Origin of the sequence: Neglectibacter caecimuris (assembly GCF_034335015.1) — a bacterium.
GTDB lineage: Bacteria > Bacillota > Clostridia > Oscillospirales > Acutalibacteraceae > Acutalibacter > Acutalibacter caecimuris_A.
In genome coordinates this window covers 352,734-379,657 of sequence record NZ_JAWXXK010000004.1, presented here as the reverse complement: position 1 = coordinate 379,657, position 26,924 = coordinate 352,734, and the positions used below count along the sequence as shown (strand labels likewise).

The following is a 26,924-nucleotide window of genomic DNA, read 5'->3' as shown; positions in this document are numbered from 1 at the left end:
GAAATCTTATAGTAAAAGTCTAATTTCCGCCCTTTCCACATACACATGGGGTAGAAAAGCAAAGGAGAGGATACTGTATGCAGGCAAAAATAAAGACTCAGCCCTATGAATATTTCGATCCCGTATTTGACGGCAGCTTTGAAGCGCCGATTGACACCGAATACAATCTTCCCGATTATTGCCCGGAGATCCAGAAGCTTCTGAAATGTCAGGCCATACCGGAGATCTCCTCCTATATGATCTCAGAGGATACGCTCACCTGCGAGGGCGTTTGCGATATTCGGGTGCTCTATCTGGATTCCAAGGGAGATTGTGTTCGCTGCTGTGATTTTACCAAAGAGTTTTCGGCATCAGTCAAAATCAAGGCCACAGAGGAGAAGGCGGTAGCCTGGGTCCAGGCGGCGGTAGATCATATGACCTGCCGCGCTGTCAGCGCCAGGCGGATCGACCTTCATATCGCCGTTTCCGTAAAAGCCCTTGCCGTGGTACAGAAGCAGGAGCTGATCACCTGTGGGATCGAGGACGATTCCATTGAGAAGCTGAGCACCACTTATCCCGTTTCTCAGGCGGTGAACGCGCTGTGCCATCAGTTCACCATAGAAGATACCCTGTCTCTGAAAAATGGGAAGCCTTCCATAGAAACGATCTTACGCAAGAATATTTTCTGCCGTATTTCGGATCATCGCTGTTCAGAAGGAAAACTGACAGTCAGCGGCTCTGCCGAACTTTCCTTTTTGTATCTCTCTGCGGTGGACGGAAGCTCTATAGAGAAAATGAGCGCCTCCATCGGAATTGAGCAGGAGATCGACTGCAGCGGCGCGGAATCCGGCTGTATCTGCGACCTGAAGGCGGTCATTGGGGAAAGCAGCATTCAGCCCAGAGAGGACGATGTGGGGGAATATACCAGCGTCCACATTGTGGCAAAGGTGTTTTTGGTGGCTTTCCTGTATAAACCCTGTGAAATAGAAATGATCGATGACGCCTATTCTGTTCGGGCTCCTCTGGAGCTGAGGTATGCGCAAAACTCTTTTACGCAGGCACAAAGCGTCCACACGGAGGTTTTGAAGAAAAAATGCGCCCTCAGTGTGCAGGAGGACGAGATCGAAAGAATTTTAGATATCTGGTGCGAGCAGGATTCCGTGCAGTCTGTCTGCGATAAGGGAAAGCTGAACTTCCGGGTGCGCTATACCGTGTGTATGCTTTATCTGGGAAGTGGGGGCAGGGTGCTTTACGCGGAGAAGCCCTTCGATTATAACTGCGCCGCCGAATTGGAGGATTCCCTGAGCAGGAAAAGTGATACCGTTTCTCGCACGGAGATCTGGGAATACCGGATCACCGATAAAAATACGGTAGAGATCTCTGTGGAAACGCCTACCACCACCTTCCTGTACAGCAGGACCTCTATCAAGTATCTCACCGCGGCGGGTGTGGCGGAGGATGCGGAATGCTTTGAGAGAGAGCCGAAGCTTCTGGTGTATTACGCCTCTTCCGGGGAACGGCTGTGGGATATCGCGAAGAGCCATCGTTCCCTGCTGTCGGATATCCGGGCACAGAACGATCTGTACGATGAAACCGTTCCAGAGGATAGGCCCATCATCATTTGCAGCAGATAAAGAGAATACGAAAGGCAGAGAGGTAAGCATATGGAAGGATTCAATGTCTATAAGGATATCCAGGACCGAACCGGCGGCGAGATCTACATCGGGGTAGTAGGGCCGGTCAGAACGGGAAAGTCCACCTTTATCAAGAAGTTTATGGATACGGTGGTGATCCCCAATATCCCGGACGGAATGCAGCGGGACAGAGCCATTGATGAACTGCCTCAGTCCTCCGCGGGGCGCACGATCATGACCACAGAGCCCAAATTCATTCCGGAGCAGGCTGTTTCCGTGCAGCTGGACGGCGACGCCTCTTTCAACGTGCGTATGATAGACTGTGTGGGCTATATCGTCCCCAGCGCCATCGGTTACATAGAGGAAGACCAGCCCCGTATGGTGCGCACGCCATGGTACGAAGAACCGATCCCCTTTAATATGGCGGCGGAGATCGGCACAAAAAAAGTGATCACAGAGCATTCCACCATTGGCCTTGTCATTACCACGGACGGCAGTATCAGCGATATTCCCAGAGAGGAATATGAGGAGTCCGAGGAAAGGGTCATCGCGGAGCTGAACCAGACCAACCGTCCCTATGTGGTGCTTTTGAACTGTGTCGATCCCGGCGCGGCAGAGGCTCAGGCCCTGGCAAATCGGCTTTCGCAAAAATATGAGGTTCCTGTGCTGCCGGTAAACTGTGTGGATATCACAGAGCAGGATATCAAGGGTGTCATTGCGAACCTGCTGTATCAGTTCCCGGTGCGGGAGGTGGAGCTGGATATTCCCGGCTGGGTCACCTCTCTGGAAACGGATCATTGGCTGTTTTCCGGGCTGCTCGATACCTTGCGGAGCACCTGCGGCATCAGCAGAATGCGGGAAGTAAAGGGCATGCTGGAGGATATGAAGAGCTGCGAATTTGTCAAAAGCGTCAATGTGGATACGATCGATCTTGGCAGCGGCAGGGGCCGTGCGGAGCTGATACTGGATCCCTCGCTGTTTTACAGGATTCTCAGCGAAAAGGCCGAGCTGGAGATCAAGAGCGAGTCGGAACTGATGAGCCAGCTCATTGAAATGACTGCGATCAGAAAGCGCTTTCAGAAACTTCAGCAGGCCTATGATGATGTGCTGGAAACCGGATATGGCATCGTGATGCCCGAAGTGGAGGAGCTTACTTTAGAGGAACCGCAGATCCTGAAGCAAAACGGCAAGTATGGGATCCGCCTGAAGGCCACAGCCCCTTCTATTCATATGATGAGAACGCAGATCAATACGGAGATCACACCCATTGTGGGATCGGAGCAGCAGTCGGAAGAACTGGTGCTGTATCTGCTCAAAGAATTTGAGGAAAATCCCGTAAAGATATGGGAATCCAATATTTTCGGCAAGTCTTTGCATTCTCTGGTAAACGAGGGCATGCATAATAAGCTCTACAGGATGCCTACAGATGCCAGAGAAAAGGTGCGGGAAACCATTGAGCGGATCATAAACGACGGCTGCAACGGCCTGTTGTGTATTATACTGTGATGCGGGATCCGGAGCAGCTTCAGGAAATCGAAAATTTAGGAGAAGAGGAAGAAGAATTTTTTCCGAAGGAAAGCCGGCGGAAGGAGGGGGGCAGCGCGCTTCCGATTTTTCAGGCAGCCTTGTGCGTGCTTGCCCTGATCGCCCTGCTGATATTGAAATTTACAGATGCGGAGACCTATAACAAAGTGACAAATTGGTATCAAAGCGAAGCGGCGAGGGAGATCGAGCTGCCGGAGTGGGAAGAAAAGAGGGAAGAACTGAACTCACCTTCCTCAGCAAAGTCTGTCAGCTCGTCACTGCCAACAGATTTGGCAAACGGATCGCTGCAGAAGCTCTGAATGTTTCTCTTTGCTTTTGGCCGCTGCCGTGTAGAAGTAAAATTTTCCTGTTTCGCGCTGCTTGCTTTCTGCTGTCTTTTTGCGGGGGCCTCAAGCAGCGCGTTTTTGTTCCTCGCCGTCGCTTTGCATGAATCCGCTCACTTGGTTGTTTTATTCTTGTTTCAAGCTCCGCCAAGATCTGTTCAACTCTCCGCGCTGGGGTGCCGTGTGATCTTGAATTCTGAGCATCGGCTCCCTTACCGGAAAAATGTCCTGGTGTCCCTGGCAGGGCCGTTTGTGAATCTGTTTTCCTGGGGGATCCTGGCACTTTTTTCTCAGGGTACCCATATATTTGCCATGGCAAGCCTGGCGTTGGGAGTTTTTCACTGCCTCCCGATAGAGCCTTTGGACGGCGGCTTGGCGCTTCGCTCTCTTCTAAGCGGAGTAATGGACGAAAGAAAGGCCGGTAAGGTTACTTTTTTCCTGTCGATCAGCCTGTTGTTTCCACTTTCCGTTTTGGGCTTTTTCATTCTGCTGCATACCAGATACAATTTTTCCCTTTTACTGATGAGCCTGTACCTTATGCTGTATCTGGTACTGAAGCGGGATTATCTGGAGGATTAGCGCGTGTTTCCAGGTTGCAAACAGAAGCAAAACACGATATACTATAGGGCGGCAGAGAAATCAATCTGCCGTCCTTCATTTTGAAATTCAGAAGCAAAGGAACGTGTTGCCATGTATCCCAAAGAAGTAGAAAAATTACTGCTCAAGGTGCAAAAGCCCGGGCGTTATGTAGGCGGAGAAATCAACTCTGTCATAAAGGAAAAGGACAAGGTGGAGGTGCGCTTCGCTTTTTGTTTTCCGGATACCTATGAAATCGGAATGTCCCATCTCGGAATCAAAATTCTGTACGGAGCCATGAATCAGGTACCGTATTTCTGGTGTGAACGTGTTTTTGCCCCATGGGTGGATATGGAAGAAAAAATGCGGGAGGAAAATATTCCGCTCTATGCGCTGGAAAGCGGCGATCCTGTTAAAGATTTTGATTTTATCGGCTTTACCCTGCAATATGAGCTCAGCTATACCAATGTTTTGAACATGCTGAAGCTTGCGGGGATCCCGCTGCGCAGCGCGGACCGGCACGAGCTGTTTCATATTGTGGTGGGCGGAGGCCCCTGCGCCTGCAATCCGGAGCCCTTGGCGGAATTTTTTGATCTCTTCTTTCTGGGAGATGGGGAAGAAGTGGATCTGGAGGTCATGGAGCTTTACCGCCGGTGCAGGAAGGAGAAAAGGTCCAAAGCGGAATTTTTGGAGCTTGCCGCACAGATCGAGGGAGTTTATGTTCCGTCTCTTTACGAGGTAAGCTATTGTGAAGACGGAACGGTTCGGAGCTATACGCCCAAACAAGGCGCTCCCGCCACAGTGAAGAAGCGTGTGATAAACGATATGGATTCCGCCTATTTTCCCGATTCCTTTCCGGTACCCATGATCGATGTGGTGTTTAACCGCATTTCCGAAGAGGTTTTGCGAGGCTGTATTCGTGGCTGCCGCTTTTGTCAGGCCGGGTTCCTTTATCGGCCCTTCCGGGAAAAATCCATCGATACCATCGACGCTCAGTGTAAGGCGCTGTGTGAATCTACCGGGTATGATGAAATTTCCCTTGCCTCGCTGAGCACCAGCGATTACAGCAAGCTAAATGAACTTTTAGACCGCCTTCATCTGTGGACGGAAAACGAAAAAGTCAGCATTTCTTTACCCTCCCTACGGGTAGACGGATTTTCTCCCCAGCTGATGGAGCGTATCAATTCCGTTCGGAAAAGCGGACTTACCTTTGCCCCCGAGGCCGGTTCCCAGCGTATGCGGGATGTGATCAATAAAAACGTGACGGAAGAAGAACTGCTGCATACGGTCAACGTCGCTTTTACGGAGGGCTGGAATCGGATCAAATTATATTTTATGATCGGCCTGCCCACGGAGACCATGGAAGACGTGCTGGCTATTTTGCGGCTGGGCCAGAAGGTGGTGGACGCCTTCTATGAGAATCGGGACAAGCCCAGGGGAAAGGCGGTGGAGGTTTCTTTGAGCGCGGCGGCCTTTGTGCCGAAGCCCTTTACCCCCTTCCAGTGGTTTGGCCAGGATACCATGGAAACGCTTCATGAAAAGCAAAAGGCGCTGAAGGGAAATATTCCGTCCCGGCGGCTCAGCGTAAGCTATCACGGCGCGCAAACCAGCTTTCTGGAAGCGGTGTTTGCCAGAGGGGACAGAAGGCTCTGCACGGTTTTGGAAAAGGCGGCGGAATGGGGCTTCCATTTTGACGGCTGGGACGATTGCTTCGATTTTGACCGCTGGCTGGAGGCTTTTGCCGCCTGCGGGCTGGACCCGGCTTTTTACGCCAATCGCCAGCGGAGCTTTGACGAGGTGTTCCCCTGGGATCATTTGGATTATGGGATCCGGAAAGAATTTTTGATCCGGGAATGCGAAAAAGCGTATCAGGCGCAAACCACGCCTAACTGCCGGGAAGAATGCTCCCATTGCGGCGCGGCATGCTACAAAGGGGGTGTGTGCGTTGAAAAGCGTAAGGATCTGGTTTGAGAAAAAGGGAGCGGCCTGCTACATCTCCCATCTGGATCTCACCAGGTGTATGAGCAGAGCCTTGAAGCTCTCCCGCCTTCCTGTTTGGTATACCGAGGGTTTTAATCCCCGCATTTATATGACCTATGCCATGCCGCTTTCCTTGGGCGTGCAGGGAGAGCGGGAATGTATGGATATCCGTCTGACAGAGGAAAGAGACTGCACAAAAATCATTGCCGCGCTCAATGAAAAGCTGCCGAAGGATATCCGGGCGCTCCACGCGGCGGAGCCAAGGCAGAAGCTGGAAGAAATCGCGTTTGCGGATTATGAGCTCTTTCTGGAAGCCGAAAACGTGGAAGCGCTGAAGGAACGGTTGGACGCACTGTTTTCCAAAAAAGAGATTTTGGTAATAAAGCACGGAAAAAAAGGGGATAAACAAACGGATATCAAGCCTTTTTTTGAGAACCCTGAGATGATACCGCAGAACGATGTGACGCTGAAACTCTCTCTGCGGCTTCCCTGCAGTGTATCGGGTTCTGTCAATCCCGGTTTATTGCTGGAAGCTTTACGGCAATATGAAGGTGTGGAGCCGGAAGCAAGGATCATTCGGAAAAGGCTGCTGACGAAAGAATTTTCTGAGATTCAATAAAAAATTCTTGCTTTTTTTCCAGTGTTATGGTAGACTATATAAGCATTTGAAGTCTGTGGGGTTCCTTTGAGGCTTTCCCATGGGGCTCGAAGCATAGCTCTGCTGTGTGTAGAGGCGGGCAGTCCGCTGCCGGGTTTTGGCATGAATGCCTGAATATATGAAACGGAGGAATATCAAATGGACGCGATCAAGGCAATTTCTCAGGATTCTATGAAAAGTGAGCTTCCCCAGTTTTCCGTGGGCGATACCGTAAAGGTAGACGTCAATATTCGAGAGGGCGAGCGTGAAAGGATCCAGCAGTTTGAAGGCACTGTCATTGCCCGGAAGGGCAGCGGGATCAGCGAGACCTTTACCGTGCGCCGTGTTTCCTACGGCGTGGGCGTGGAAAGGGTTTTCCCTCTTCATTCCCCGAATATCAAGGCGGTTCAGGTAGTGCGCATGGGCCGTGTTCGCAGGGCGAAGCTCTATTATCTGCGTGACCGTGTAGGTAAGGCTGCCAAGGTCAAGGAGCAGATCCGCTAAAAGCAGTATAACAAAGCTTTCAAAAGGGACATCAAATTGTCCCTTTTTTGCTATCACGATTTCTGTGTTGGGAGATAGAACAGATGGATACATCGGCTGTGCCGGAAACCAACAAAAAGAAAACGACCGCTGAAACCGTTTTGGAATGGGCGGAGGAGCTGGTGATCGCTGTGGTGATCATCGCTATGGCTTTTACGTTTTTGTTTCGTGTGATCACGGTAACGGGGACTTCTATGGTTCCCAATTATAACGATGGAGACAGAGTGCTGGTTACAGGCGTTTCCTTTGGCTTAAAGCAGGGAGATGTTGTGGTGATCGGCAACGTGCTGGAAGAGCCCATTATCAAGCGTGTTATCGCCACGGAAGGGCAGACAGTTGATTTTGATTACCAGCTGAAAAGTGTTTTGGTAGATGGCAAAGTGGTGGATGAAACCGCGTTCGGATTGGAAAACGGGATCACCGACCTGCCTTTTACCTCCTTTGAGCTGCTGGAGTTTCCACAGCAGGTGCCCACCGGCTGTATTTTTGTTTTAGGAGATAACCGCTCTGTTTCTGAAGACAGTCGATATCAGGTCGTGGGCATGATAGATACCCGAAATGTATTGGGAAAAGCTTTATTCCGTCTTTTCCCATTTGGAGGCTCTGAACAGGAATAAGCGAAAGGAGCGTTTCTCGGCATGAATGAGACAGACTTGGAACCGCAGGAAACAAAAGAAGCAGAGAAGCCGACGGTTGAGCTTACACCTCGCGAAAAGCTTTTCTGTTCTGTCTTGGAATGGACGGAAACCATCGTGGTGGCCATTATCGTTGTATCTGCCGTTTTTACCTTTCTGGTACGGATCATTACGGTAGATGGATCTTCCATGAAACCCAACTATCACAATGGAGATCGCGTACTGGTTTCGGGGCTTTCCGGGAGCGTTCAGCAGGGAGATGTTGTGATCGTTATCAATGCCCTGGACAAGCCTATTATTAAGAGAGTTGTTGCTACAGCGGGGCAGACCGTAGATTTTGACCCCGCGTTGGGAGAGGTCACCATCGACGGTACGCCTCTTTTTGGAGAAGCCTTTGGAATAGAAAATGGCATTACACTGCTTCCGGCCTATTCAGATGTTTTGGAATTTCCCCAAACAGTTCCCGAGGGCTGTGTTTTCGTTTTGGGAGACAATCGCGGAAACTCCACAGACAGCCGGTTTTCAGAGGTCGGAATGGTGGACACCCGCAATATTTTGGGAAAGGTGATCTTTAATCTTTATCCTTTTTCCCAGGCGGGAGTCGTAAAATAGGGAGGCGCTATGAGCGAGGTGCAGTCCGTTCAGTGGTTTCCGGGGCACATGGCCAAGACACGCCGGAAAATCACCGAGGATTTAAAAAAAGTAGACATCGTGGCGGAAATTTTGGATGCCCGGATCCCGCAAAGCAGTACTAACCCTGTTTTGCGGGATATCATTCAGGCAAAGCCCAGGATCGTTTTGCTCAATAAAAGCGACATGGCCGATCCCGCCAAAACGGCATTGTGGATCGAAAAATATGCTGCTTTGAACATCAAGGCGGTTCCTTTGGACTGTAAAACGGGCAAGGGAATTCCCGCTTTTTATTCCGGAATTCGCGAGGCTCTTCAGGAGCGGATCGCCGCATGGGAGAAAAAGGGCATGACAGGCCGCCCGATCCGTGTGATGATCGTTGGGATCCCAAACGTTGGGAAATCCTCGCTGATCAACCGGCTTGTCGGAGCGCGGGGAAAGGCCGAAGTGCGGGATATGCCCGGTGTGACCCGGCAGAACCACTGGTTTACCGTGGGAAAGGGCTTTGAGCTTTTGGATACGCCCGGTGTGTTGTGGCCTAAATTTGAAGATCCTGTAGTGGGAGAGCATTTGGCCTTTACTGGAGCGGTGAAGGATGAGATCCTGGATCGGGAAGGCCTTGCCTGTCGCCTGTTGGAGCTCTTAATGGAGCTTTATCCAACCGCGATCAATACCCGTTACAAAACAGAGCTGAAGCCCGAGGACGGACTCCCGGGCTATGAGCTTTTGGAGCGCATCGGCAAAAAACGCGGTATGCTGATTTCCGGCGGTGATGTGAATACGGAACGGGCTGCCAACACGGTGCTGGACGAATACCGGGGAGGCCTGTTGGGGCGAATGACCTTGGAGATCCCTGAAAAATAATAGCACTTTTTACGGGGCCGGAGAAGGGAGAACTTACTATGGATTGGTTTGCTTATGAGCGCCGTGCTGTTTTCGCGGGGTATCCTCTGGTCTGCGGGATCGATGAGGCGGGCAGAGGTCCTTTGGCGGGCCCCGTATATGCTGCCGCCGTCATTCTGCCGCTGGAGATTGAAATCGAAGGGTTGGACGATTCCAAAAAGCTCTCCGAAAAAAAGCGGGAACAGTTGTTTGAGGTGATCCGGGAAAGCGCTGTATCCTATGGGATCGGCTCTGCCAGCGCGGAGGAGATTGACCGTATCAATATTCTGCAGGCAACCTTCTTGGCGATGAACCGTGCGTTTGAAGCCATGGCTCAGCCTGCAGGCTGGGCGCTGGTGGACGGCAACAGAATGCCGGCCCTGCCGGTTCCGGGAGAAACGGTGGTCAAGGGGGACGCCCAGTGCGCCAGCATTGCGGCGGCTTCCATTTTAGCGAAGGTCAGCCGTGACAGAGTGCTGCGGGAGCTGGATCTGAAATATCCCCAATACGGCTTTGCAAAGCACAAAGGCTACGGCACAAAGGCCCATTATGAGGCGATCAAGCAGTATGGTATTTTGCCGGAGCACCGAAAGACCTTTCTGAAAAATCTTTCGGAAAAGTGAGGGCTGCCCATGGATCTCGGTACAGGCCGAAAAGGGGAAGCTTTTGCAGAAAAGCTTTTGAAGCGTAAGGGCTTTCGGATTTTAGAAAAGAATTACCATAGCCGGTTTGGGGAAATCGACATCATTGCGGAAAACCGACAATATATTGTATTTGTAGAGGTGAAGACCCGGGAAAAAATGGGCATGGTCACACCCTTTGAGGCGATCACGCCTTCTAAGCGGCGAAAGCTGATCCTGACGGCGAAACAGTATCTTGCGGAACACTCCACAGGTCTTCAGCCCAGGTTTGATGCGGCGGCCGTGTACACGGAAAACGGCAGGATCATTGGAGAAGAGTATTTGGAAAATGCCTTTGACGTGTCTTAAGAAAAATTTTTTCGTATCAGAAGCCGAACTGTCCATAGAAACTCATTTTTGACAGGATAGGAGAGCGTTGCCATGCGTTACTTTGATCTGCATTGTGATACCATGACGGAATGCTGCCGCAGAGATACCCCGCTTCGGGAAAATGAACTGCATGTCAGTCTGCAAAAGGCTTCCGGACTGGCTGGCTTTGTGCAGTGCTATGCTGTTTGGATCCCCGATACGCTTCGAGGAGAGGAAGCCTTTCAGTGGTTTTGCCAGGTGGCGGAGCGCTTTCAGTTGGAGATGGAAAAAAACCGGGATCTTCTGCTTCCCTGCCGGGAGCTCGGAAACCTCGAAAGGGCGGAAACAGAGGGAAAATACGGGGCCATTTTGACCGTGGAGAGCGGCGCTGCCTTGGGTGGAAAACTGGAAAATATTCAGGCATTAAAACGCTTGGGTGTAAAGCTGTGCACCCTGACCTGGAACGGAGAAAACGAATTGGGACGGGGCGTAGGGGCGCCCGGCTCCGGCGGGCTTTCCGCCTTTGGCAGGGCGGCGATCCACGAATTGGAAGCCGCGGGAATCGTGGCCGATCTTTCCCACGCCAGCCCTGAGCTGTTTTGGAATGTGGCGGAGGAGGCGAAAAAGCCTTTGATAGCATCTCATTCCAATGCTTGGCAGGTTTGCAGGCATCGCAGAAATTTGACCGATGAGCAGTTTGCGGCAATCAAGGCTTCCGGTGGACTTGTGGGCTTGAATTTTTACACGGCCTTCCTTCGGGAAGAGCCCGAAAAGGCCTCCATGGAGGATCTGCTTCGCCATGCGGAGCATTTTCTTTCCCTGGGCGGCGAGAATACGCTTTCCCTGGGCGGCGACATGGACGGCTCCGCCTTGCCGGAGGATATGGCGGACGGCCTTTCGGCCATTCCCTGCCTGTACGAGTTGTTTTTGCGCCATTATCCAGAAGCGCTTGTAGAAAAGCTTTTTTATGACAACGCGGCCAATTTTTTTCAAAAGAACGGTCTGCTTTGACAGATTGCCGAAAATAGGGTATATTGAAGCGGCAAGGAAAAAGGAATGTCTAAAATTCTGATAGCGGGTGATGCAGATGCAGTATCAAAGCACAAGGGACGATAAAATACGGCTTCAGGCGTCTCAAGTGATCGCGCGGGGGATCTCCGAAGAAGGAGGTCTTTTCGTGCCGGAAGCCTTGCCGGATCTTCGCGGGGAGCTTTCCAATTTATCTAAGTTAAATTATTCCGCTCTGGCAAAGCGGATCTTTTCCTTCTTTCTGACTGACTTTTCTCAGGAGGAGATTTCAGCCTGTGTGGAAGAGGCTTATTCACCGGAAAAATTTGATGGAGAAGAACCTGTAAAGCTAGTTCCCTTAACAAAGAGCGGTAAAAAAAAGTATCTTTTGGAATTGTGGCATGGTCCTACCTGTGCCTTTAAGGATATGGCGCTGCAAATTTTGCCGCATTTTCTTACAAAGTCCATGGGAAAGGCGCTTCCCGGTAAGGAGGCTGTGATTCTGACGGCTACCTCCGGCGATACAGGTAAGGCCGCGCTGGAGGGCTTTCGGGATGTGCCGGGCACTCGGATCCTCGTGTTTTACCCCGAAAACGGCGTCAGCCAGATGCAGAAGCGCCAAATGGAGACCCAGGAAGGGGAGAATGTAAAAGTCTGCGCCATTAAGGGCAATTTTGACGATGCCCAGAACACCGTGAAACGAGTATTTACCGATCCCGCCATGAAAGCAGAGCTGGCTGCTCACAGCATGGTGTTTTCCAGTGCCAATTCCATCAATTTCGGCAGGCTGCTTCCTCAAATTATTTATTATTTTTATGCTTATTTCTCTCTTTGCCGCACCGGCGCTTTGCGTTTGGGCGAGCCTTTTCATGTGGCCGTTCCCACCGGAAATTTCGGAAATATCTTAGCGGCTTTTTATGCCTTTCAAATGGGTCTGCCGGTGGGGAAATTCATCTGCGCCTCCAACGCCAACCGGGTGCTGACAGATTTCATTCGTACTGGCGTTTACGACAGGAGGCGGGAATTCTTTACCACGATCTCGCCCTCCATGGACATTTTGATCTCCAGCAATCTGGAACGGCTGCTTTTTGCCCTTTCCGGAGAGAACAGCGCCGCCTTGGCTCAATGGATGCGGCAGCTTTCCGAAACCGGCTGCTATCAGGTAACGCCCGAAGTTTTACAGAAAATGCAGGAATTGTTTTTCGGCGGCTATTGTGATGATCAGCAAACCTCCAGTACTATTCGGCGGGTATGGGAAACAGAGGGGTATCTTTGTGATCCTCACACAGCCGTTGCTCTGGAGGTGTACGGTCAGTATCTTGCGGAAACCGGTGACTCGGACACTCCCACTGTGATCGCTTCCACGGCCAGTCCTTTTAAATTCCCGGAAAGCGTATTGGCCGCTTTGGGGAAAACGGTGCCTGAAGATGGCTTTGAGGCAATGGAGGCCCTGCAAAGCGTTTCCGGCGTGAAGCTTCCGGAGCAGCTGAAGGCGTTGCGGGAAAAGCCCATTCGTTTTCAGGAAACGATAGCGCCGGAGCAGGCCGATGAATTTATTCGAGCTTCCGCCGGTAAGGGTGAGTGCTGATATGGCGCTGTTTGTAATTGCCGATCTTCATCTTTCCTTAGGTGCGGATAAGCCCATGGATGTTTTTCCGGGCTGGAATGACTATGTTCAGCGTTTGGAAAAGAACTGGAATTCCCTGATAAAGCCTGAAGATACAGTCGTGATCGCGGGGGATATTTCCTGGGCAATGAATTTGGAGGACGCATTGGAGGACTTTGCTTTTATCCACTCGCTGCCGGGAGAAAAGATCATTATGAAAGGGAACCACGACTACTGGTGGTCTACCCGAAATAAGGCGGACAGCTTTTTTGCGGCCCATGGCTTTACCAGCCTGCGCATTCTTCACAACTGCGCCTATCGGGTAGGAGAAAGAGCCCTGTGCGGTACCAGGGGCTGGCTCTACAATTCCGAATCGGCGGAGGATAGAAAAATCGTCCTGCGGGAATCCGGGCGGCTGCTCGCTTCCATTGAGGAAGGAAAAAAGCTGGGAGGGGAGCTGACCGTCTTTCTCCATTATCCTCCGGTTTACGACACCATGGAATGCCGGGAAATTTTGGATCTTCTGGTGGAGCAGGGGGTCAAGGAGTGCTATTTTGGGCACATTCATGGGCAATATGCCGCCAAAAAGGCTTTGGTAGGAGAATATCGGGGGGTTCGAATGCGGCTGATTTCCGCCGATTTTGTAAATTTTTGCCCAGTTCTTGTTTCACTATGAGCTTTTTTCCAGTAATTGCGAAACATTTCACAATTTCCCTGAATATTTTACGGAAAAGATATAGATTCTTTGAAGTCTATATGCTATAATAGCTCTACATTGTGCGCAAAAGAGCTTCCTGATTGCCGTTGATTTTGAAGCTCATTCGCAAAAGCTTTTTGATAGTTTAAGTCTATTTTGAGAGGAAGAAAGAAAAAACATGGAGCTGAAATCTACCAAAAACATTGAGACAAACAAGTATGAGCTTGCTCTGGAAGTGAGCCCTGAGGAATTTGATGAAGCCATTAATTCCGTCTATAAGCGGGAAAGCAAAAAAATGAATGTTCCCGGCTTCCGCAAGGGACATGCCCCCAGAGCTTTTCTTGAAAAATATTACGGGGAAGAAGTGTTTTTTGAAGCTGCTGTAGATCATCTTTACCGCCCCATGGTGATGGAAGCCGTGGAAAAATCCGAATTGAAGGTCATCAGCATCGGAGAATTCAAGATCGATGAGATCGGCAAGGAAAAGGGGATCAAATGCACGATAACGGTGGTCACAAAGCCGGAGGCTTCCATTGAGGGCTACAAGGGTATTGAAGTGGCAAAAGAGCCGGTGGTCGTTACGGCGGGCGATATCGACGCTGAGATCGAGCGGGTCAGAGAGCGGAATTCCAGGATCGTCACGGTAGAGGATCGCAGCGCGGAAAACGGCGATATCGCGGTGATTGATTTTGACGGCTATGTGGACGAAAAGCAGTTCGACGGTGGCAAGGCGGAAAATTACGAGCTCTCCCTTGGAGCCGGGCAGTTTATCCCCGGCTTTGAAGAGCAGGTCGTCGGCCATAAAACCGGTGAGGAATTCGATGTAAACGTCACCTTCCCGGAGGATTATCACGCGGAAGAACTGAAGGGTAAGGCGGCTGTCTTTAAGATCAAGCTTCATGAGATCAAGAAGAAGGAGCTGCCGGAGGTAGACGATGAGTTCGTAAAGGATGTCAGCGAATTTGACACGCTGGACGAATACCGGAAGGACTTGGAAAAGACTCTTTTGTCCCGCCGGGAAAAAACGGCTGATTCCGATGTGGAAAACCAGCTGGTCGATGCTGTGATCGAAAAGGTAGAGGCAGAGATCCCGGACGAGATGGTGGAAAACGAAGTGGATGAAATGATCAATTCCTTCGCTTACCGGCTGCAGTCTCAGGGCTTGAAGCTGGAAACCTATCTTCAATATACCAATATGTCCGTAGACCAGCTGAGAACAGAATATAAGCCTCAGGCAGATCGCCAGGTGCGGCTGCGGCTGGGATTGGAAAAGATCGCGCAGCTGGAGGAGATCAAGCCCAGCGAGGAAGAGACCGAAGAGGAATATCAGAAGCTTTCCGAGTCCTATGGAATACCTCTGGAAAATGTCAAGAAAATGGTAAGCGCGGAGGATCTGAACGCTGATATCGCCAACCGGAAGGTCATTGAATTCCTGAAGGAGAACGCGGTGATCACGGAAGCGAAGAAGACCGAGGAAAAGAAGCCCGCGAAAAAGAAAGCGCCCGCTAAGAAGAAAACTGAGGCGGCTGCTGACGCCGAAACAGATGAAAAGCCCGTGAAGAAAAGAACCGCCAAAAAGGCCGCAAAGCCGGAAGAGGAAAAATCCGAGGGCTAAAAGCGTTCTCAGAAGAATAAACCTTATTGTTTGCTATCATACTAACGCAGGGCTGATTTAGAAAGGAGTCAACTACTTTGGATATGAGTCTTGTACCTTATGTTGTCGAACAGACCAGCCGCGGTGAGCGTTCCTACGATATTTTCTCCCGCCTGCTCAATGACAGGATCGTCATGCTGAACGGCGAGGTAAACAACGCTTCCGCTACCGTGGTCGTAGCCCAACTGCTTTATCTGGAGGGCCAGGATCCGGAAAAGGATATTTCCCTGTACATCAACAGCCCCGGCGGCGTGATCACCGACGGCATGGCGATTTACGATACGATGCAGTATATCAAGTGCGATGTTTCCACCATTTGCCTTGGTATGGCGGCCAGTATGGGTTCCTTCCTTCTGGCAGCGGGCGCGAAGGGAAAACGCTTTGCTCTGCCGAACAGCGAGATCATGATCCACCAGCCCAGCGGCGGCGCCCAGGGGCAGGCTACTGATATCAGCATTCACGCCGATCATATCCTGCGTGTCAAAAAGAGACTCAACACGCTGCTTTCTGAAAAAACCGGGCAGCCCCTTGAGATCATTGAAAGGGATACCGAGCGGGATAATTTTATGACCGCGCAAGAGGCTTTGGAGTACGGGCTGATCGACAAGGTGATCGAACACCGATAAACTGAGGAGGAACCCGAATGGCGGGCAACAACGAAAACGAAATTTGCTGTTCCTTTTGCGGCAAGCCGCAGCCTTTGGCCGAACGGCTGATTGCCGGCTCCGGCGTTTATATTTGTGATGCGTGCGTCAGGCTTTGTATGTCCATCATTCAGGACGAAGACAGGCTGAAAAAAGGCAGAAGTGATGAGAAAGAGGTAGGGATCCTGCTTCCCAAGCCCCAGGAGATCAAAAAGAAGCTGGATGAGTACGTGGTGGGCCAGGATGACGCCAAAATTGCGCTGTCTGTGGCGGTTTATAATCACTACAAGCGTATTTATTTTTCCAGCGATGAAGTGGAATTGACAAAAAGCAACGTTTTGCTGCTCGGTCCTACCGGCGTGGGCAAAACCTATCTGGCGCAAACTCTGGCAAGGCTTTTAGACGTTCCCTTCGCCATTGCGGACGCCACTACTCTGACAGAAGCCGGTTATGTGGGCGAAGACGTGGAAAACATTCTTCTCCGGCTGATCCAGGCCGCTGATTACGATGTATTCAAGGCGGAGCGGGGGATCATTTATATCGACGAGATCGATAAGATCTCCCGAAAATCCGAGAATCAGTCTATTACAAGGGACGTCAGCGGGGAAGGCGTGCAGCAGGCCTTGCTGAAAATTCTGGAGGGAACCGTTGCGGGGGTACCGCCGAAAGGTGGCAGAAAGCACCCGCAGCAGGAGACCATCAATATTGACACTTCCAATATTCTCTTTATTTGCGGCGGCGCGTTTGACGGCTTGGAGAAAATCGTACAAAAACGTGTAGCTTCTACTTCATTGGGCTTCGGCGGCGAGATCCACGGGAAATCGGAGTTGGACGCCACCAACTGGATGAAGGACGTTACGCCCCATGACCTTGTAAAATATGGCCTTATTCCTGAATTGGTAGGCCGTATCCCGGTGATCACTTCTCTGGACGCGCTGGACGAGGCTTCTCTGGTACGCATTCTTCGAGAGCCGAAAAGTTCTTTGGTGTGCCAGTATAAGAAGCTGTTTGATTTGGATAAGGTCGATCTTGAGTTCACCGATGATGCGTTGGAGGCCATTGCCAAGAAAACTCTGGAGCGCAAAACCGGCGCTCGAGGCTTGAAGGCCATTATGGAGGGCGTGCTGATGCCTACCATGTATCGTGTTCCCAGTGATTATACGGTGGAAAAAGTGACCATCACAAAGGAAATGGTGGAAAACGGCTCACAGCCGGAAATGGTCTATAATAAAGATCGGAAGCCCGTGAAGATCAAAATCGCTCAGTCAAAGCAGAGAAGCCGTAGAGATTCCGTTTCCTGACCTTTACACGGCAAAGGGAAAGTTTATTTTATTTATGAAATCCCCCAAAAAAGAAAAGGCTGTTGCCGGCAGCGCCGGCTGCAGTCTTTCCCTGATTTTAGGAGTACATATATGCAAAATTTTACAGAAGAAAATCTAAAAATAGAAAATAACCTCACATTGCCGATCCTGGCGATTCGGGGACTGGTTTTTTTCCCCGGTATGATGCTGCAATTTGATGTGGCCAGAAAAAAGTCTATTCTAGCCGCTTCGGAAGCAGTGGAAAAGGATCGATTGATTTTCCTTGTTACACAGGTGAATCTTTCTGAAAACGAGCCTTCCGGCGATGATCTTTATAAAACAGGCGTCATTGCCCGGATCAAACAGGTGGTCCACCGCTCGGAGGAAGGGGTAAAGCTTCATGTGGAGGGTCTCTACCGTGGAGAGATCCAGTCGCTTGTCAAGGAAAACCCTTATCTGGTTGGAAATATTCGAAAGTGTCCTATTATTACTTACAAAAAATCTTCCAGATCTGAAGCTTTTATCCGTATCGTCCATGAGAAGTTCGATCAGTATTTGGGCCTGTTTAAGCGTGTTCCGCCCGATGTACTGCTGGGGGTGCTTCAGGAAAAGGACTGCGGCAGGCTGGCGGACTATCTGGCTTCTAATATTTCCATCGATTTTGAGAGAAAACAATATATTTTAGATGAACTTCGTCCCTTGAAACGCATTCAGAAGCTGATCGATCTTCTGACGGAAGAGATCCAGATCCTGAAGGTAGAGGAGGAGATCAATCAAAAGGCTCAGGAGCAAATGGACGAAAACCAGCGGGAATACTTCCTGAAGGAGCAGCTTCGCGCCATTTCCAGCGAGCTGGGGGAAGAGGACAACCCGCAGCAGGAGGCCGATGAGCTGCGGGAAAAAATCCTGGCGATGAAGCTGCCGCAGCTCTGTGAGGAGAAACTGCTGAAGGAATGTGATAAGCTTTGCCGCATGCCTTATGGGTCTCATGAGGCCAGTGTTCTTCGGGTCTATCTTGATACCTGTCTGGAGCTGCCCTGGAGTGCTTCTACCAAAGAACGCCTGGATCTGAAACGCGCGCAGCGCATTTTAGACCGAGATCATTATGGGCTGGAAAAAATCAAGGAACGTTTTCTGGAAATTTTGGCCGTCAAGAGCTTAACACCAAAAAACGCCGGGCAGATCATTTGCCTGGTGGGGCCTCCCGGCGTGGGAAAAACCTCTATTGCCCGTTCCATTGCCGACGCGACAGGAAGAAAATATGTTCGTGTTTCTCTGGGCGGGGTTAGCGATGAGGCTGAGATCATGGGGCACCGCCGTACTTATGTGGGTTCTATGCCGGGGCGCATCATCAATGCCGTGAAGCAGGCAGGGGCAAAAAATCCATTGATCCTGCTGGACGAGATCGACAAGCTCGGTCAGAATTTCAAGGGTGATCCTTCTTCCGCTCTTTTAGAGGTGCTGGACCCGGAGCAAAACAAGGAATTCTGCGATCACTATATCGATATGCCCTTTGACCTGAGCGATGTTTTGTTTATCACCACCGCAAACGACGCTTCCCGAATTCCCGGTCCCCTTTATGACCGTATGGATATTCTGGAATTGGGCAGCTATACCTTGGAAGAAAAATGTAATATCGCCACCCGGCATTTGATCAGAAAACAGCTGGAAAAGCATGGCTTAAAAGCCGTTCAGCTGAAATTTTCCAAGGCTGCTGTAAAAGGGATCATTGAAGGCTATACCAGAGAAGCGGGTGTTCGAAACTTAGAGAGATCATTGGCCTCGATTTGCAGAAAAGTTGCGAGAATGGCGGTTTCTCAGGAAAACTTTCACTCCTATACAGTAAAGCCGGAAAATTTAGAAGGGCTTTTGGGACCGCGGAAATTCCAAAAGGATCTTTTACAGGGAGAAGACACGGTAGGGCTTGTCAACGGACTTGCCTGGACCAGTGTGGGAGGAGAGCTTCTGCCGATCGAGGTAGCGGTCATGGAGGGAACCGGAAAAATACAGCTTACCGGTTCTTTGGGAGATGTGATGAAGGAATCCGCCAATGCGGCAATCACCTGCATTCGCACCAGAGCCAACTCTTTGGGGATCTCTCCGAAATTTTATGAAAAATGCGATATCCATATCCATGCCCCGGAAGGGGCCGTGCCAAAGGATGGGCCTTCCGCGGGTACTGCGATGGCAACAGCGATCACCTCAGCCCTGTGCGGAATACCGGTGCGCCGGGATGTGGCTATGACAGGGGAAATCACTTTACAGGGACGGGTGCTTCCCATAGGCGGCCTTCGGGAAAAGTCAATGGCGGCTTATAAGAACGGAATAAAAACCGTGCTGATCCCGGCGGATAACGTGCCGGATCTGGCGGAAGTAGACGAGGTCGTAAAGAAAAATGTCACGTTTGTTCCTGTCAAACGCATCGATGCTGTTTTGAATGCCGCTTTGACTCGAATGCCCTGTCCGGAGCTTTCTGAAAGCAGCAGGACGCTTTCACCGGAGGCAGGTGTGTCCCGTTCCAGAGCCTCAGAGCTTTATCAGTAGGAGGGGGCCTATGAATTTTCAAAAAGCGGAGTTTGAGCTTTCGGCAGGAAGAAAAGAACAGCTGCCGTGCTCCGATCTGCCGGAGATCGTATTTTCTGGAAGGTCAAATGTAGGGAAATCCTCGCTGATCAATAAGCTGGTAAACAGAAAAGCCCTGGCCCGCACCAGTTCCACCCCCGGAAAAACGGCAACGATCAATTTTTTTCGGATAGATGGCTGCCGTTTTGTCGATCTGCCGGGATATGGCTATGCCAAGGTATCAAAAGGTGAAAAGGAGCGGTGGGCAGAGCTGGTGGAAGGATATTTTGCGCAGGATCGGCAGATCGCGCTGGTGCTTCAGCTGGTGGACATGCGCCGGGATCCCACTGCCGATGATTTCGATATGATACGCTTTCTGCTGGAGACCGGAGTTCCCTTTGCGGTGGTGTGCACAAAAAGCGATAAACTCAATAAAACCGAAGCTTCCGTACAGCTTTCAAGATATCATGAGTTATTTCGGCAAAATGAAATACCGTTTTATCCCTTCTCCGCGGTTTCCGGAGCAGGTACGGAGGAATTGCGCGGTTTGCTTTCAGAAACAGTCTTGGAAACTATGAACGGGGAAATAGAAAAAGGGGTGTTTTGATTTGTTTTCTTCCTGCCTTTCCATCAATGAAGAAGGACATCTTGCCATCAGCGGCTATGATACCGTGGAGCTGGAAAAGCAGTACGGTACTCCGCTTTACGTCATGAGTGAAGAGGAGATCCGCAGCGTATGCAGACGCTACGTTTCTTCTTTTCAGACCTGCTATCAGGGAAACGGAAAGCCGATCTATGCCAGCAAGGCTTTTTGTTGCAAGGAGATATGCCGTATCGTGCTCAGCGAGGGCCTTGATCTGGAGGTCGTGTCCGGCGGGGAGCTGTACACCGCCTTGCAGGCTGGAGTTCCTGCCGAACAGATCCATTTTCAGGGAAATAACAAGACGATTTCCGAGTTGACGCTTGCCGTGGAAAACGGTGTGGGAGATATTGTAGCGGACAGTATTTCAGAGCTTTATAAGCTTCAAAAAATTGCCGGACAGCAGGGGAAAACAGTATCCGTTTCTTTGCGCATCAAGCCTGGTATCGATGCGCATACCCATGAATTTATCCGCACCGGGCAAATCGATTCAAAATTCGGGATCGATCTGAGCAGCGGCGAAGCGCTGGAAGCCGTAAAGCTGGCTTCTCAAATGGATCACATCGTTTTGCGGGGCGTACATTGTCATATCGGCTCCCAGATCTTCGAGAAGCAGCCCTTTGTTCACGCGGCGGAGGTCATGCTGGATTTCCTTGCGAGGGTGAAGAAAGTGCTTGGAGAAGAGCTGGAATTTTTGAATTTGGGCGGCGGCTTTGGAATTCACTATACGGAGCGGGACGATGCGATTCCCTATGAGGAATACATGGAAGCTGTTTCTGAGGCGATCCATCAAAAGTGTGAAGAACATAGCCTTTCCATGCCGAAAATTTACATTGAGCCGGGGCGTTCCATTGTAGGAGAAGCAGGTATCACCCTGTATACGGTGGGCAGCGTTCGGGAGATCCCCGGCGTGAGAAATTATGTGATGATCGATGGGGGCATGTTTGAAAATCCCCGGTACGCGCTGTACCAATCCGATTATACCTGCCTGATCGCCAACAAGGCTTCCCAGCCTGCGGACTATACGGCCACGATCGCCGGAAAATGCTGTGAAAGCGGGGATCTGATCCAGGAGCATACCGCCATTCAAAAACCGGAGGAAGACGATATTTTAGCGGTGCTTTCCACCGGCGCCTATAATTATTCCATGGCCTCCAATTATAACAGAAATCCAAGGCCCGCTTGCGTGATGGTTTCTCAGGGAAGCTCCCGTGTGATCATTCGGGGAGAAACCTATGAGGATCTGCTGCGGGGAGATATTTGATAGCAGTTTACTTTTTAGTTATCTCAGCAAAAGGCCGTTCTTTGTGGATGGCCTTTTCTTTGAGAGATTTCAAAAACACAAACGGGGGTTCAGCGATTTGTGGTGCGCAGGGCTGCCTTATCTTCACTCCCTTTTTATCATCGTTTCCGGAACCAACTCTAAGCGGAAACCACTCTTTCAAAATCTACTTGTAACAGTTTCTTTTGATTGGGCAGCAGAACCTCCAGGGTCTTGATCATATGATATCCAATTTCAAGCATTGCTTTTTCCAAAGCATGTGGTTCCATTTGGCAATGGATTTGTTCCAGCCCGTCAAAGGCAGAAAGATACGGAGAATCAGATACCCAGTTGTTTTCCATGTTGATTTGTATCACACAGGAGGCATAGCGGGGGCAGGTGTGCCGAAGCACTTTTTGAAAGCTTTCGTAGCCAATGTATTCGATCACCAAGTTGGCGATCACCAGCTCCGCTGGAGGAAGCTTGTGGAACTCTTTTGTCAAGTCGATGCACAGGCATTCCAGAATGCCAGCTAAATTCGGATATCTGGAAGCAGTCTCTTTTAGATAAACCGGGTTGATATCCACTCCAAATACCTTTGAGAATTTGTTTCTTTGAACATGCTCAAGTCCGTTTCCTCCCGCAACGCCCAATATGATAGCGCTGGAAACAGGATAAGTACCAAGCTGATCCTTCATCAGTTCGTTCATCGCTTGTAATTGTCGAACGGAGTCAAGCCTCATGTGATTTTCATAGTCAGATAACGGGATTTTCTCCCATGGATTTTCCATTTGTCCGTTCCTTTCAAATTTTACTGGGCTGTCTTTATGGCCCTTCTCCAGCTTGCGGCGTTAATTGTACCATTGCCGGTCTCAAACGTCAATGTACCGGGGAGCGCGTTCTTTGTCAATTTCCCCGGTTTACTTTTTCATTTTTCTGTGGTAAAATGGTAAAGCAAAAAACTTTGGGAGAGGTAGCGTCAAAATGAACGGTAAGCTTCACGACAAAAATATCGATTTTCTATTTCAGGCTGTGCTTTCTCTGGAAACAGTGGAAGAATGTTATCAATTTTTTGACGATCTGTGCACTATGCCGGAGCTGAAGGCCATGTCCCAGCGTTTGGAGGTAGCCAAAATGCTCAGCAGAAAGCAGGTATACAGCGATATTGTGGCGGAAACCGGCGCATCAACAGCCACCATCAGCAGGGTAAACCGCAGCCTGAATTACGGCAGTGATGGATATTCTCTGGTATTTGGGCGGCTGGAGCAGGAGCGTTAGCGCTGCTGTTTTTCTTGCGGCTTTTGAATCGCTGATTTATTGCGCTTTCGGAACGGAAAAAGGCAGGTGACCGATATGACGAGCTCTTACGCAGTTTTTGCCCAATATTATGACGATCTTACGCAAAATGTGGAATACGTGAAATGGGCTGATTATCTCTTAGAATTGCTGAAACGGCTGGGACATCAGCCCGGCCTCACGGTAGATCTGGCTTGCGGTACCGGCACTCTTACATTGGAGCTCTTTCGGCGCGGCGTGGATATCTACGGTGTGGACGCTTCGGTGGAAATGCTTTCCGAAGCGAAAGTAAAATGCGCGGAGGCCGGCGCGGATATTCTGTTTTTGCGGCAGAAACTACAGGCTTTGGATCTATATGGTACTGTCAATACTGCTCTTTGCACACTGGACAGCCTGAACCATTTACACAGCAGGGAAGAGGTGCAAAAAGCCTTTGATAAAGTATCGCTTTTCATGGACCCCGGCGGGTGGTTCCTCTTTGATATGAACACGCCCTATAAACACGAGAAGGTTTTGGGGGATAACATTTTTGTCTATGATACAGATGATGTGTACTGTGTGTGGCAGAATCATTATTCATCACGTGACCACAGGGTAGATATTCAGCTTGATTTTTTTCAGCGGGAAAACGAAATGTATTTTCGCAGCTCGGAAAGCTTTTTTGAATTGGCTTATTCCACAGAGGAAATCATGGAGATGTTAAAAAAGTCCGGTTTTGGTCAGTTTTCTTTTTTTGAGGCCCTGACCTTTGACCCACCCTCAAGCGAAACTCAGCGAATTATTTACGCTGCTCAAAAAATTTCTGAAACGCAGATAGGAACCAACAGATATGGCAGATAAAATTCTTCGTACTATTACTTCAGACGGAAGCCTTATGGCTTCTGCGATCGATTCCACTAAGATCGTATCCACCGCACAGCAGCTTCACGGTTTGACAAAAACCTCCTGTGCCGCTTTGGGGCGTCTCCTGACTGGCGCTTCTTTAATGGGCGCCATGCTGAAGAGCGATAAGGCTTCTCTTACGGTCAAGGTAAATGGGGGAGGCCCCTTGGGAAATCTTGTGGCAATTTCAGACCCTCACGGTAATGTCAGGGGTTATGTGGACTCTCCGAAAGTGGAGCTGCCCTTAAAGCCAAATGGGAAAATAGATGTAGGCGGCGCCGTGGGAAAGAACGGGCGTTTAGCCGTTATGCGTGACTTTGGGGAAAGGGATCCCTATATTGGGCAGGTAGAGCTTGTCAGCGGCGAGATCGCGGAGGATCTCACCCAGTATTATGCGCAAAGCGAGCAGATCCCCACTGTATGCGCTTTGGGTGTTTTAGTAAACCGAAATACGGGGGAGGCCATGCTGTCCGGCGGGCTTTTGATCCAGGTGCTGCCCGGTGCGGAAGCTTCTGCAGTTTCCCGATTGGAAGAAAATGTGGGGAAGCTGGAATCTGTCACCACCATGCTGGCAAAAGGCGTCTCCCTTCCGGATATGTGCAGGCTGGCTTTGGATGGCTTCTCGATGGAGATTTTGGATGAGTATCAGGTACATTACGCCTGCCGCTGCAGTAAGGAGCGGTTTGCGAACGCTCTTTTGACCTTGGGGTCTGAAGAAATTTTATCCTTACCCTTAAACGATGAGGAGCAGGCGGAAGCCGTGTGCCAATATTGTAACCGAAAATACTATTTTTCCCGGTCGGAGCTGGAGCTGCTGGCAGAAAAAGCGCGGGAAAGCAAAAAGAAAAAATAGAGAAAAAAGAGCTTGACAAATAGAAAAGAATCCTGTAGAATGTAAAAGTCGTTGGAAAGCAATTGCTTTCCGTACTATGGGGGCATAGCTCAGCTGGTTAGAGCACCTGCCTTACAAGCAGGGGGTCATAGGTTCGAGTCCTATTGTCCCCACCAAAAAGAAGATTTCCGAAAAGGTTTATGGAGATATTTGGCCCGGTAGTTCAGCTGGTTAGAACGCTAGCCTGTCACGCTAGAGGTCGACGGTTCGAGCCCGTTCCGGGTCGCCAATATGCCTCTGTAGCTCAGTCGGTAGAGCAGAGGACTGAAAATCCTCGTGTCATTGGTTCGATTCCGATCGGAGGCACCAGAAAAAAAGACTTGCTTCGGCAGGTCTTTTTTCTTTTATAAAAATTCACACAGGAGCAGCGGCTTTGTCGTTCAAGAAATTTTGATGGTTTCCCAAATATAGGTTGACAAATCACAGGAAACTGCATATAATATAAAAGCTGTCACCAAAAACGGCAAATATGCGGACGTAGCTCATCTGGTAGAGCGCCACCTTGCCAAGGTGGAGGTAGCGAGTTCGAGCCTCGTCGTCCGCTCCAAAAGAGAAGAGAGTAGAATGCTTTTCTCTTTATCAGACTACGAGGCTCGAACTCGCGGCTTTCATTCAGGGAAATTCCGAAGGAATTTCTGAAAGCTTCGGCAAGCCGAAGCTTTGCCTTGATCGTCCGCTCCAAAAGAGAAGAGAGCAGAATGCTTTTCTCTTTATCAGACTACGAGGCTCGAACTTGCGGCTTTGAATGGTGACATAGCCAAGCGGTAAGGCATGGGTCTGCAAAACCCTGATTCCCCGGTTCAAATCCGGGTGTCACCTCCAAAACAAAGAAAAATCTCCGGCATAACATGCTGGAGATTTTTCTTTGTTTTATTTACAGCATCATATATTTTTGATCTGCTTATAGGAGAAGCGCAAGGGTGTGCTTCGTTTTAAGCGAAAGCCATCGCTCTCTTTCCGGCGCATATAAACGCTTTGCACCAGTCCAAATCCCAAATACAAACAGGCTGCGGAGGAGCCGCCTGCGCTGAAAAAAGGAAGTGTAACGCCCATGGCGGGGAGAAGTGTTAGACACATACCAATATTGGAAATGGATTGCAGGGCAACAAGGCCAAAGAAACCGAAGCAAATATACTTTCCCAAATCGTCCCGGGAAGAATGGGCCACGTGCAGGATCTTCAACAGGAATAGCAGCAGAAGTAAAATGATAAGGGAACAGCCAATAAACCCCAGTTCTTCTCCGGCAACTGAAAAAATGTAGTCACTGTGCTGAAAGGGAACGCTGTTATTTGCCACGCGGCCACCTTCAAACAGGCCTTGTCCTCTAAGGCGCCCGCTACCGATGGAGATCCTGCCTTGATACTGCTGATAGCCGTCATTTAACTGTACGGAAGAGTTTTCCAGATTAAATACGGCAATGAATCGGTTTTTTTGGTAGTCCTTGAGAACAAAGTTCCACAAAAGGGGCAGCGCGATCAATACAAGGCCGCCCAGTATGGCAAAATACCGCAGCTGAATTCCCGCAGAAAGGCTCATTGCCAGGAAAATGAAAAAGAATACGATCGTGGCGCCGGTATCTCCCTGCATTTCACAAAGCAAAAGCGGGACCAGGGCGTGTAGCCCTAGAAATACGATCTGTAAAGGATCCGTGATTTTGCCGCGTTTTTGTACGATATCGAGATGTTTGGCATAGGTCAAAATGAAAGCGATCTTGACCAGTTCTGAAGACTGAAAGGTTCTTCCACCGATACTGATCCATGCCTTCGCCGCAACGCCGCCGCCGCCGGTGACTTCTTCTCCGAAAAGAGCGGTGTAGATCATCAGAAAAATAGAAAAACCCGCGATCAGGTACCAGAAATTGGCAAGCTCTGAATAATCGATCAGCGAAACTACCACAGCGCCGATCACACCCAGGCCAATGGCAAAAAGCTGGGTGCGAAAATAATTGGCCTCTGTGGCCCGTGACACGCTTTTCAGCAGGATCAGGCTGTAAACGGAAATAAGCGCCAGCAGCAGCCACAAAACAATATCGGCGCGCCTGATGTAACTGAATAATCCCTTAAAACCTCGTTTTATCATAAAATGCTCTTTCTTTCCCCATGTGTTTTTCACGCTTCTATCTTTGTTT

At 50.0% G+C, this 26,924-nt stretch carries 26 protein-coding genes and 5 tRNA genes; 29 read left to right on the top strand and 2 right to left on the bottom strand.

Annotated elements, in window-relative coordinates:
• Window positions 1–77: 77 nt before the first annotated feature.
• From U8T64_RS08105 to lysA, 21 genes are all read left to right on the top strand, one after another.
• Entirely contained in the window at window positions 78–1,613 is a 1,536-nt protein-coding gene (locus tag U8T64_RS08105) for a DUF3794 domain-containing protein (protein WP_322182676.1), read from the top strand.
• 30 nt (window positions 1,614–1,643) lie between these two features.
• Window positions 1,644–3,119 (top strand): stage IV sporulation protein A, encoded by a 1,476-nt coding sequence (gene spoIVA, locus U8T64_RS08100; protein ID WP_322182675.1) that lies wholly within the window; start codon window positions 1,644–1,646, stop codon window positions 3,117–3,119.
• Complete coding sequence (locus U8T64_RS08095) at window positions 3,104–3,457, top strand: hypothetical protein (protein WP_322182674.1); 354 nt, start codon at window positions 3,104–3,106, stop codon at window positions 3,455–3,457. The genes spoIVA and U8T64_RS08095 overlap by 16 nt, the downstream gene beginning before the upstream one ends.
• Before the next feature lie 276 nt (window positions 3,458–3,733).
• On the top strand, window positions 3,734–4,060 hold the full coding sequence (locus U8T64_RS08090) for a zinc metalloprotease (RefSeq protein ID WP_322182672.1): 327 nt from the start codon (window positions 3,734–3,736) through the stop codon (window positions 4,058–4,060).
• A 111-nt stretch (window positions 4,061–4,171) separates the two neighbouring features.
• Window positions 4,172–6,028: a TIGR03960 family B12-binding radical SAM protein gene (locus tag U8T64_RS08085; RefSeq protein ID WP_322182670.1), complete on the top strand. Its 1,857-nt coding sequence runs from the start codon at window positions 4,172–4,174 to the stop codon at window positions 6,026–6,028.
• Window positions 6,003–6,656 carry a TIGR03936 family radical SAM-associated protein gene (locus U8T64_RS08080; RefSeq protein ID WP_322182668.1) on the top strand — a complete coding sequence of 218 codons (654 nt, stop codon included), beginning with the start codon at window positions 6,003–6,005 and terminating at the stop codon, window positions 6,654–6,656. The genes U8T64_RS08085 and U8T64_RS08080 overlap by 26 nt, the downstream gene beginning before the upstream one ends.
• Window positions 6,657–6,833: 177 nt before the next feature.
• Complete coding sequence (gene rplS, locus U8T64_RS08075) at window positions 6,834–7,178, top strand: 50S ribosomal protein L19 (protein ID WP_322182666.1); 345 nt, start codon at window positions 6,834–6,836, stop codon at window positions 7,176–7,178.
• A gap of 83 nt (window positions 7,179–7,261) precedes the next feature.
• The gene (gene lepB, locus U8T64_RS08070) at window positions 7,262–7,834 is read left to right on the top strand and encodes a signal peptidase I (protein WP_322182664.1); all 573 of its coding nucleotides are present in this window, start codon (window positions 7,262–7,264) and stop codon (window positions 7,832–7,834) included.
• 21 nt (window positions 7,835–7,855) lie between these two features.
• Entirely contained in the window at window positions 7,856–8,464 is a 609-nt protein-coding gene (lepB, locus tag U8T64_RS08065; protein ID WP_322182662.1) for a signal peptidase I, read from the top strand.
• A gap of 9 nt (window positions 8,465–8,473) precedes the next feature.
• Window positions 8,474–9,346 (top strand): ribosome biogenesis GTPase YlqF, encoded by an 873-nt coding sequence (gene ylqF / locus U8T64_RS08060; RefSeq protein ID WP_322182661.1) that lies wholly within the window; start codon window positions 8,474–8,476, stop codon window positions 9,344–9,346.
• A gap of 38 nt (window positions 9,347–9,384) precedes the next feature.
• Window positions 9,385–9,987 carry a ribonuclease HII gene (gene rnhB, locus U8T64_RS08055; RefSeq protein WP_322182659.1) on the top strand — a complete coding sequence of 201 codons (603 nt, stop codon included), beginning with the start codon at window positions 9,385–9,387 and terminating at the stop codon, window positions 9,985–9,987.
• A 9-nt stretch (window positions 9,988–9,996) separates the two neighbouring features.
• Window positions 9,997–10,353 (top strand): YraN family protein, encoded by a 357-nt coding sequence (locus U8T64_RS08050; RefSeq protein ID WP_322182658.1) that lies wholly within the window; start codon window positions 9,997–9,999, stop codon window positions 10,351–10,353.
• Between the two features lie 72 nt (window positions 10,354–10,425).
• Window positions 10,426–11,364 (top strand): dipeptidase, encoded by a 939-nt coding sequence (locus U8T64_RS08045; protein WP_322182656.1) that lies wholly within the window; start codon window positions 10,426–10,428, stop codon window positions 11,362–11,364.
• Window positions 11,365–11,440: 76 nt separating this feature from the next.
• A complete protein-coding gene (gene thrC, locus U8T64_RS08040) occupies window positions 11,441–12,949 on the top strand; it encodes a threonine synthase (RefSeq protein WP_322182654.1) in 1,509 nt (502 codons plus the stop codon).
• 1 nt (window position 12,950) lies between these two features.
• Window positions 12,951–13,643, top strand: coding sequence for a metallophosphoesterase (locus U8T64_RS08035; RefSeq protein WP_322182653.1), 693 nt, complete (start codon window positions 12,951–12,953; stop codon window positions 13,641–13,643).
• Between the two features lie 199 nt (window positions 13,644–13,842).
• On the top strand, window positions 13,843–15,279 hold the full coding sequence (tig, locus tag U8T64_RS08030; RefSeq protein ID WP_322182651.1) for a trigger factor: 1,437 nt from the start codon (window positions 13,843–13,845) through the stop codon (window positions 15,277–15,279).
• Window positions 15,280–15,362: 83 nt separating this feature from the next.
• Window positions 15,363–15,944 (top strand): ATP-dependent Clp endopeptidase proteolytic subunit ClpP, encoded by a 582-nt coding sequence (gene clpP, locus U8T64_RS08025; protein ID WP_322183046.1) that lies wholly within the window; start codon window positions 15,363–15,365, stop codon window positions 15,942–15,944.
• 17 nt (window positions 15,945–15,961) lie between these two features.
• Window positions 15,962–17,263, top strand: a complete 1,302-nt coding sequence (gene clpX, locus U8T64_RS08020; RefSeq protein ID WP_322182649.1) for an ATP-dependent Clp protease ATP-binding subunit ClpX — start codon at window positions 15,962–15,964, stop codon at window positions 17,261–17,263.
• 111 nt (window positions 17,264–17,374) lie between these two features.
• Entirely contained in the window at window positions 17,375–19,807 is a 2,433-nt protein-coding gene (gene lon / locus U8T64_RS08015) for an endopeptidase La (protein WP_322182647.1), read from the top strand.
• Window positions 19,808–19,817: 10 nt separating this feature from the next.
• Window positions 19,818–20,432 (top strand): ribosome biogenesis GTP-binding protein YihA/YsxC, encoded by a 615-nt coding sequence (gene yihA, locus U8T64_RS08010; RefSeq protein WP_322182645.1) that lies wholly within the window; start codon window positions 19,818–19,820, stop codon window positions 20,430–20,432.
• 1 nt (window position 20,433) lies between these two features.
• Entirely contained in the window at window positions 20,434–21,729 is a 1,296-nt protein-coding gene (gene lysA / locus U8T64_RS08005) for a diaminopimelate decarboxylase (protein ID WP_322182643.1), read from the top strand.
• 158 nt (window positions 21,730–21,887) lie between these two features.
• Here lysA and U8T64_RS08000 read toward each other — a convergent pair whose 3' ends face one another.
• Window positions 21,888–22,517, bottom strand: a complete 630-nt coding sequence (locus U8T64_RS08000) for a class I SAM-dependent methyltransferase (RefSeq protein ID WP_322182641.1) — start codon at window positions 22,515–22,517, stop codon at window positions 21,888–21,890.
• Between the two features lie 193 nt (window positions 22,518–22,710).
• Here U8T64_RS08000 and U8T64_RS07995 point away from each other — a divergent pair, with 193 nt between their 5' ends.
• The 8 genes from U8T64_RS07995 (at window position 22,711) to U8T64_RS07960 (ending at window position 25,618) form a co-directional block, all read left to right on the top strand.
• Complete coding sequence (locus U8T64_RS07995) at window positions 22,711–23,004, top strand: YerC/YecD family TrpR-related protein (protein ID WP_322182640.1); 294 nt, start codon at window positions 22,711–22,713, stop codon at window positions 23,002–23,004.
• 75 nt (window positions 23,005–23,079) lie between these two features.
• Window positions 23,080–23,862, top strand: coding sequence for a class I SAM-dependent DNA methyltransferase (locus tag U8T64_RS07990; protein WP_322182638.1), 783 nt, complete (start codon window positions 23,080–23,082; stop codon window positions 23,860–23,862).
• Entirely contained in the window at window positions 23,852–24,757 is a 906-nt protein-coding gene (hslO, locus tag U8T64_RS07985) for an Hsp33 family molecular chaperone HslO (protein ID WP_322182636.1), read from the top strand. The genes U8T64_RS07990 and hslO overlap by 11 nt, the downstream gene beginning before the upstream one ends.
• Window positions 24,758–24,835: 78 nt before the next feature.
• Window positions 24,836–24,912: transfer RNA gene (locus tag U8T64_RS07980), tRNA-Val, on the top strand.
• A gap of 36 nt (window positions 24,913–24,948) precedes the next feature.
• Window positions 24,949–25,025 (top strand) — tRNA-Asp (locus tag U8T64_RS07975).
• Between the two features lie 4 nt (window positions 25,026–25,029).
• Window positions 25,030–25,105: transfer RNA gene (locus U8T64_RS07970), tRNA-Phe, on the top strand.
• A gap of 162 nt (window positions 25,106–25,267) precedes the next feature.
• Window positions 25,268–25,343: transfer RNA gene (locus U8T64_RS07965), tRNA-Gly, on the top strand.
• Between the two features lie 200 nt (window positions 25,344–25,543).
• Window positions 25,544–25,618 (top strand) — tRNA-Cys (locus U8T64_RS07960).
• Window positions 25,619–25,678: 60 nt separating this feature from the next.
• On the opposite strand, the gene U8T64_RS07955 is transcribed toward U8T64_RS07960, so the two are convergent.
• On the bottom strand, window positions 25,679–26,875 hold the full coding sequence (locus U8T64_RS07955) for an FtsW/RodA/SpoVE family cell cycle protein (protein WP_322182634.1): 1,197 nt from the start codon (window positions 26,873–26,875) through the stop codon (window positions 25,679–25,681).
• Window positions 26,876–26,924 lie beyond the last annotated feature (49 nt).